This is a genomic window from Solidesulfovibrio sp., assembly GCF_029978005.1.
Lineage (GTDB): Bacteria > Desulfobacterota > Desulfovibrionia > Desulfovibrionales > Desulfovibrionaceae > Solidesulfovibrio.
Map to the genome: position 1 here is coordinate 21,068 of NZ_JARKOZ010000191.1, position 6,168 is coordinate 27,235.

Below are 6,168 nucleotides of genomic sequence, written 5' to 3' on the forward strand. Positions count from 1 at the left end.
GGCCGGGCAGGTGCTTAGGCCAGAACGCGCAGCAGCGCCTCCATGACGCCCGGCGCGCCGGCCACGATGCGCACGCCGCGTTCTTCTTCCCGCACGCCCGGCAGCGGCGCGACCAGGCCGCCGGCCTCGGTCACGAGCAGCCCGCCGGCGGCCACGTCCCACAGCTTGAGGTTCATGACGAAGAAGCCGTCGAGCCGGCCCCCGGCCACCCCGGCCAGGTCCAGGGCCGCCGCGCCCATGCGCCGCACCCCGGCCGCGCCGCGGCAAAGCGCCCCGAAACGCCGCAGGAAATCCGGCATCTCCGGCCAGGTCGGCGGCGGCGCCACCGTGCCGATCAGGGCCGAGGCAAGGTCCGTGGCCGTGGAAACCCGGACGATTCGGCCGTTGCGATAGGCGCCGCCCCCCTCGCGGGCGGTGTAGAGGCCTCCGGTCACGGGGTCGTGCACCACGGCCAGACGCACCCGGCCCTCGATCTCCAGGGCCAGGGACACGGCGAAATAGGGTAGGCCGTGGACGAAGTTCATGGTGCCGTCCAGGGGATCGACGATCCAGCGGCAGGGCGAGTCGCCTCGCTGGCCTTCCTCCTCGCCGAGGACGGCGTGGTCCGGGTAGGCGTCGCGCAGATGGTCCCGGATGATCCGTTCGGCCCGGGCGTCGGTTTCGGTGGCCAGGTCGCCCGGGCTCTTGACCCGGGACACGGTGACGGCCCGGGCGGCGTAGGCCTTGTTGATCAGTGCGCCGGCCCTCCTGGCCGCCGTGGCCGCGACCAGTTGCGCCTGTTGCAGGTCGAGCATGGGTGTCTCCTTGTCGATGCCGGAAAAAACATAGCAGGCCGAAGGCCGGTCTGTGAACACCACCGGCCGGTTGCGCGTCGCCGGCTTTCCAGCGCGTCTTTCCCCGGTCGCGGAGGGAATTGCGGTTTGGCCGAGACGATGCCCACCCGGGCCGCGCCGCCGTCGGCCCCGACCAGCAGGCGCGCCACCGCCCGGCCCTCGATGCGGTGACGCCTGGCCTCGGGGGGATAGGTCGGTTCGACCTGTCGAGGATTCTCGGTTCGGCGTCCACCGCCGCGAGGCTCATGCCGCCTTCCTCTGCGGCGGCAGGCCGGTTGACAGCCTGAGACGACCGGTCTAGCTTTTGCCCATGCACGAGGGAACCAAGGAACGCATTGTGGCCACGGCGGCGGCGATCATGCACCGCAAGGGCTTTCTGGGAACGGGACTCAAGGAGATTCTCGACGAAGCCGGGGTGCCGAAGGGCTCTTTCTACCATCATTTCAAGAGCAAGGAAGATCTGGGCCTGGCCGTGGTGGAGTTCCAGGCAGCCAGGCTCAGGGCGCGGATGGAGGTCTGCCTCGGCGACGCCGGCCTTTCGCCCCTGGCCCGGCTGCGGCATCTTTTCGAGACGCTTCGGGAAGACTTCGTGGGGGCCGGGTTCCGGCTGGGCTGTCCCATAGGCAACCTGGCCCAGGAGATGGGCGATCTCTCCGAACCGTTTCGGCTGCGCCTGGCCGCCAGCCTGGACCGCTTGGCGGGTTGGCTGGCCGGCCACCTCGAGGCCGGCCAGCGGGCCGGGGAGATCGACCCGGACCTCGACAGCGCCCAGGCGGCGCGGTTCCTCCTGGCCAGTTGGCAGGGCGCGCTCACCTGCATGAAAGCCTCGGGCGACGCCCGTCCCCTCGACACCTTTCTCCATTTCACCTTCGCCCTGCTGACCCGGCACACGGCGGGCGCGATCGGAGGGGCGCGAAAGGAGTGAAGAGCCGCCTCGTTTCGTGCGGCTCGACTGGCCCTGGCAAGGCTGGCCCATGGAGAGCCCGGACGTCGAGCGGTCCGGGTTTTTTGAGGATCGGGAACTAGCCGACCGGTCTACCTAATGTCGTGGAGGCGCAGGAAGGAACCGTGCAGAAGGACGGCCAGGCCGCCGAGAGCCTTTCGGGCGTTTGCCTCCACGGCGCGGGCCGGCCCGCCCGCGGGGGAATCGGACACGCCGGCAACGAGGAGGAATCATGGAACGAACCGTTGCGATCCTGCATGTCTCTTTGGAACTGGACGTGGATTTCGAAGGCTTCACCCGGGCGCTGGAACGGCTGCTCGGCCGCTTCGACGAGGGGCTCCTGGCCGGGCTGGCGACCGCGCCGGCCCGGGTCGAGGAGCGGCTGGGAAAGGCCGCCGGCGAGGAAGGGCTCATGCTCTTCGCCGTGCGGGACCACGGCCTGCTGCAGGGCATGCACGGGAGCCGCCGGCAGGCTCGCCAGTACGTCGTGGGCAATCCGCTGGTCGCGACGGAGATGACCCGCCACGACATCCGGGCTGGCCTCTACGCCCCGCTGCGGCTGCTCGTCTACGCGCCGCGCGACGGGGTCACGGCAGTGGAGTACGACCAGCCGTCGTCCCTGTTCGGGCAGTTCGATAATGCCGCGGTCACGGCCGTGGCGCGCTCCCTCGACGCCAAGGTGGCGAACCTCGTGGCCAAGGCGCGTTCCGAGGCCGGCACCACGGACAAGGCCTGATCGCGCCCGGCATTTCGGTCCGGGAACCGCCGCGCGGGGCCAAGGGCTGACGGGCGTCCCGAGGTCGCGGCAGAGGCGTTGCGGACCCGGCCTGTCGCGGCCGGCCGCCAGGCCCGGCCGACGGTTCGGACCGTCGGCCGGGCCGCGTATCCCGACTAGCGAACCGTCCGGCTCGGCGGCGCGCCGTGGACCATGGTGTAGGCGTACTCCACGCCCTGGCCGTAGGCCCCGGCGTGTTCCTTCACGATGGCCAGCACCGGGTCGTAGGTTTCCTTGCGCGCCCAGTCGCGCTGGTACTCGAGCAGCACCTGCAAGGCCGTGACCGGGATGGCTCCGGCCTGTTCCATGCGGCGCATGGCCGCGTCGTGGGCAACCAGGCTGGTGCCGCCCGAGGCGTCCTCCACCGCGTAGACCTCGTATCCGGCGGCGATGGCCTCGAGCACCGGGAAGACCAGGCAGACCTCGGTCCACAAGGCGGCCATGACCAGCTTCTTGCGGCCCGTGGCGGCCACGGCCCGCACGAACTCCGGGCTCTCCCAGGAGTTCATGCTGGTGCGCTCTATGGGTTCCTGATCCGGGAAGACGTCCAGGAGCTGGGGCCACATCGGACCGGAAAAGCTCTTGGTCTCCACCGTGGTCAGGATGGTCGGCACCTGAAACACGCGCGCGGCCTTGGCCAGCATAAGGACGTTGTTGACCAGCGTCTGGCGGTCGATGCTCGCCACGCCGAAGGTCATCTGCGGTTGGTGGTCTATGAAGATCACCGCACTGTTTTGGGGGTTCAGCAATTCGGTGTTCATGAGTTCTCCTCTGCTGGAGCAGATTTCATACTGAATCAGGAGATAATCACGGAAACGCCGTTGTCGCCTAGGCCGTAATGACCTGCTTGCCAACCATCGCGCCGGTGCGTTGGCGCAGATGCGCTTCGCGCACGTTTTCGGCGCTGAGGCCTTCCAGGGTCCGGGCCAGGGTCGCGCGCACGCGCCCGGCGTCCGCAAGCCTGGCCACGGACTCCAGAATCATCGCCTGCCGGGCCATGTCCTCGGTGCGGAACATCGACCGCGTGAACATGAACTCCCAGCAGATGCGGGCGCTTTTCTGCTTGAAGAGCGTGATGTCGAGCGGGCCCGTCGGGTCGTCGATGAGGCAGACCGCGCCCTGGGGGGCCAGCACCCGGGCCATGTTCGCCCAGTGCTCCTCGGCGTGGGTGGTGCAGTAGACGGCGTCGACCTGGGGCAGGCCGGCGGCGGCGAGGGCTCCGGGCAGGTCGTCGCGGCCGACCACCACCTTCGCGCCGAGCTCCCGGCACCAGGCGGCGGACTCCGGCCGGGCCGCCGTAGCCGCCACCGTCAGCCCGGCCCAGGCCGCCAGCTGGATGATCATGGAGCCCACGCCGCCGGCCCCGCCGATGACGAGCAGGCTCGCGCCCTGGTTGGCGTTTTCCGCTGCGGCCAATCCCAGCCGGTCGAAAAGGCCCTCCCAGGCCGTGAGCGAAGTCAGGGGCAGGCTCGCCGCCTGGGCCGGGGTCAGGCTCGCCGGCGCGGGCGCGACCAGCCGCTCGTCCACGATTTGAAATTCCGCGTTGCTGCCGTCGCGGGTCAGGTCGCCGGCGTAGTACACGGCCTGGCCCGGGGCGAAGCGCCTCGCCTGCGCTCCCACGGCCGCGACCACGCCCCGGGCGTCCCAGCCCAGGATGCGCTGCTGGCCCGGGGCCAGGCGTTCGAACACCTTGGTGTCCACGGGATTGACGGCCACGGCCTCGATGCGCACGAGGACGTCGCGGTCTCCCGGGACGGGCGTGGGCCGCTCCTCTTCCCTGAAGGCTTGGGGGTCCTTGGTGGCGTGGCCGCCGGTGGCGACGATGGCTTTCATGGCTGTTCTCCTTTGTTGCGTCCGGTATGTCGGAAGGGGCTCTTCCACTGTCGGCTCGGTTGCCCGCTCGGGCCCGACCGCCGCCGGGACGGCTGGGTCGGGCCCGGCCTCGCGGGCCGGAGGCTTTGGGCGAGTCTATACGGCCGGAGGCGAACGAACAATCGATAGGGCGCGATTGCCTGGCTGCACGGCAATCTCCTTGCGCCGCCCGCCCTGGGGCTGCCGGCGCTTCCGGACACGGAGATCGCGGTCTTCGGCGAGGGGGGGCGCGGCTGGAACTGGCCGAGTGCCTGGTCGGCGTTCTCGTCGGGGCCTGGAGGACATGGCCCTGGCCGCCCGGCCCGGGGGACGGGGCGAACGGGCGGCCTGAGGGCTTTTACGCTTCGGCCGCGGGCTCGTGGATGCGCAGCACCTCGTCGAGCAGGTAGACGTCCGTCAGCAGGGTGCGCACGTGCAGCGAGGCGTTGAGGTTGTCCACGAGCTGGGAGGAGATGCGCGGCTGGGCCAGCACGAGTTCCATGGCGGCCAGGGCCTTGGCCGCGTCCGCGGTCAGCAGGTCGCGGAAATCGCGGTAGCGTTCGGCCGGCTCCAGGGAGGCGGCCGCCGCGGCGCAGGCCTCGCCCAGGCCCGAGGCGGCCCGGGCCGCCTTGGCCAGCAGTTCCCGCAGCTGGGAGCCGCCCCGGCTGGTCCGGTCGTCGAGGACGCCCTGGGCCGCGTAGGCCAGCATGTATTCGTAGCAGGCCTCGATGGCCTCGATGCGTTCCTTGAGGTCGTCGGCTGGGGTCATGGCGTTTCCTTCTTTTGTCTCCGGCGTCATCGCGCCGCGTCCTTTTCGCCGCTCCAGCGGGCGGGGTCGTGGTGGCTGAGGAAGAAGTCGCGGTCCATGGTCCCGACGAGCATGGACCGGGTGATGGCCCGTTTTTCCGGCCGCAGGGCGAAGTAGACGTGGATGACGACCAGGGCGATCAGCGACAGGCCGGCCAGGCCGTGCACGGCGTAGACCACGCCCCAGCCGGCGTCGTCGAAGAAGCGGTAGGGATCGCGCGTAAGAAGCGGCGTGCGCACCCGCCAGAGCATGATGAGTCCGGTGGCCGCCATGGTCAGGCCCACGACCACGATGGCCAGGTGAAAGAGCTTGTTGCCCAGGGGATACTTGCCGGGCTTTGGCGCGACGCCGTCCTGGCCGGAGGGCCGCAAAACCGCCCGGACCTCGGCGAGGTCCGCCGGTTGCGGCCAGATGGCCGCGAAGTCCAGGCAGCACACGGCATGGACGATGTGGAAGGCGACGGCGGCCAGGAGCACGATGCCGGCCAAGACGTGCAGGCCCACCCAGTCGAAGGTCAGCCCCAGCTTGGGCGCAAAGGCCGTGGCCAAGAGGGTCAGCATGGAGGCGGCCATGACCCAGTGGAAGGCGCGGGCCGGCAGGCCGTGGCGCAGGATGCGCTCGGGCAGGCCGGCCGGTACCGTCGGGGCCGGGGCATGGACGGGGGGGCGCGACCGGGACCACAGGGCGTGCCCCACGGCGAAGGCCGCGCCGGCGGCCAGGGAAACCCAGAGCAGCTGCCAGGCGGCATGCAGGATGACGGGCTGTCCCCAGGGGGACGCGCCCCACGTGACCAGGCTCATGCGGCCTCCTTGCCCGAGAGGGCGCGTTTGACGAGGTTGCGGGCCAGGGCCAGCTTGTAGCCGTTGTCGGCCAGGGGCTGCGCCCCGGCGTCGGCCAGGGGGGCGGCGGCACGGGCCGCCTCGGCCCGGCTGCGCCCGACGGCGGCGGCTTCGGCGGC

Annotated in this window: 7 protein-coding genes and 1 pseudogene; 2 read left to right on the top strand and 6 right to left on the bottom strand. The window is 70.8% G+C overall.

Annotated features, from left to right (window positions below; all coding sequences use genetic code 11):
• Nucleotides 1–14: 14 nt before the first annotated feature.
• Both Q1K70_RS20255 and Q1K70_RS22195 read right to left on the bottom strand, forming a co-directional pair.
• Nucleotides 15–794 (bottom strand): inositol monophosphatase family protein, encoded by a 780-nt coding sequence (locus Q1K70_RS20255; protein ID WP_300163894.1) that lies wholly within the window; start codon nucleotides 792–794, stop codon nucleotides 15–17.
• Nucleotides 731–1,021 (bottom strand): annotated as a pseudogene (locus Q1K70_RS22195) (hypothetical protein); the annotation flags it as partial. The gene Q1K70_RS20255 and the pseudogene Q1K70_RS22195, both read right to left, overlap by 64 nt.
• Nucleotides 1,022–1,143: 122 nt before the next feature.
• Between Q1K70_RS22195 and Q1K70_RS20260 the strand changes: the two are divergent.
• Together Q1K70_RS20260 and Q1K70_RS20265 are read left to right on the top strand one after the other, a co-directional pair.
• The gene (locus tag Q1K70_RS20260) at nucleotides 1,144–1,758 is read left to right on the top strand and encodes a TetR/AcrR family transcriptional regulator (RefSeq protein WP_300163897.1); all 615 of its coding nucleotides are present in this window, start codon (nucleotides 1,144–1,146) and stop codon (nucleotides 1,756–1,758) included.
• Nucleotides 1,759–2,008: 250 nt separating this feature from the next.
• On the top strand, nucleotides 2,009–2,512 hold the full coding sequence (locus Q1K70_RS20265; RefSeq protein ID WP_300163900.1) for a DUF302 domain-containing protein: 504 nt from the start codon (nucleotides 2,009–2,011) through the stop codon (nucleotides 2,510–2,512).
• A gap of 155 nt (nucleotides 2,513–2,667) precedes the next feature.
• Here the strand turns inward: Q1K70_RS20265 and Q1K70_RS20270 are convergent, their stop codons facing one another.
• The 4 genes from Q1K70_RS20270 to Q1K70_RS20285 all read right to left on the bottom strand — a co-directional run bounded on the left by Q1K70_RS20270 (nucleotide 2,668) and on the right by Q1K70_RS20285 (nucleotide 6,010).
• Nucleotides 2,668–3,312 (bottom strand): hydrolase, encoded by a 645-nt coding sequence (locus Q1K70_RS20270; protein WP_300163903.1) that lies wholly within the window; start codon nucleotides 3,310–3,312, stop codon nucleotides 2,668–2,670.
• A 67-nt stretch (nucleotides 3,313–3,379) separates the two neighbouring features.
• Entirely contained in the window at nucleotides 3,380–4,384 is a 1,005-nt protein-coding gene (locus Q1K70_RS20275) for a zinc-binding alcohol dehydrogenase family protein (RefSeq protein WP_300163906.1), read from the bottom strand.
• Between the two features lie 376 nt (nucleotides 4,385–4,760).
• Nucleotides 4,761–5,171, bottom strand: a complete 411-nt coding sequence (locus Q1K70_RS20280; protein WP_300163909.1) for a hypothetical protein — start codon at nucleotides 5,169–5,171, stop codon at nucleotides 4,761–4,763.
• Nucleotides 5,172–5,197: 26 nt separating this feature from the next.
• A complete protein-coding gene (locus Q1K70_RS20285; RefSeq protein WP_300163912.1) occupies nucleotides 5,198–6,010 on the bottom strand; it encodes a cytochrome b/b6 domain-containing protein in 813 nt (270 codons plus the stop codon).
• Nucleotides 6,011–6,168 lie beyond the last annotated feature (158 nt).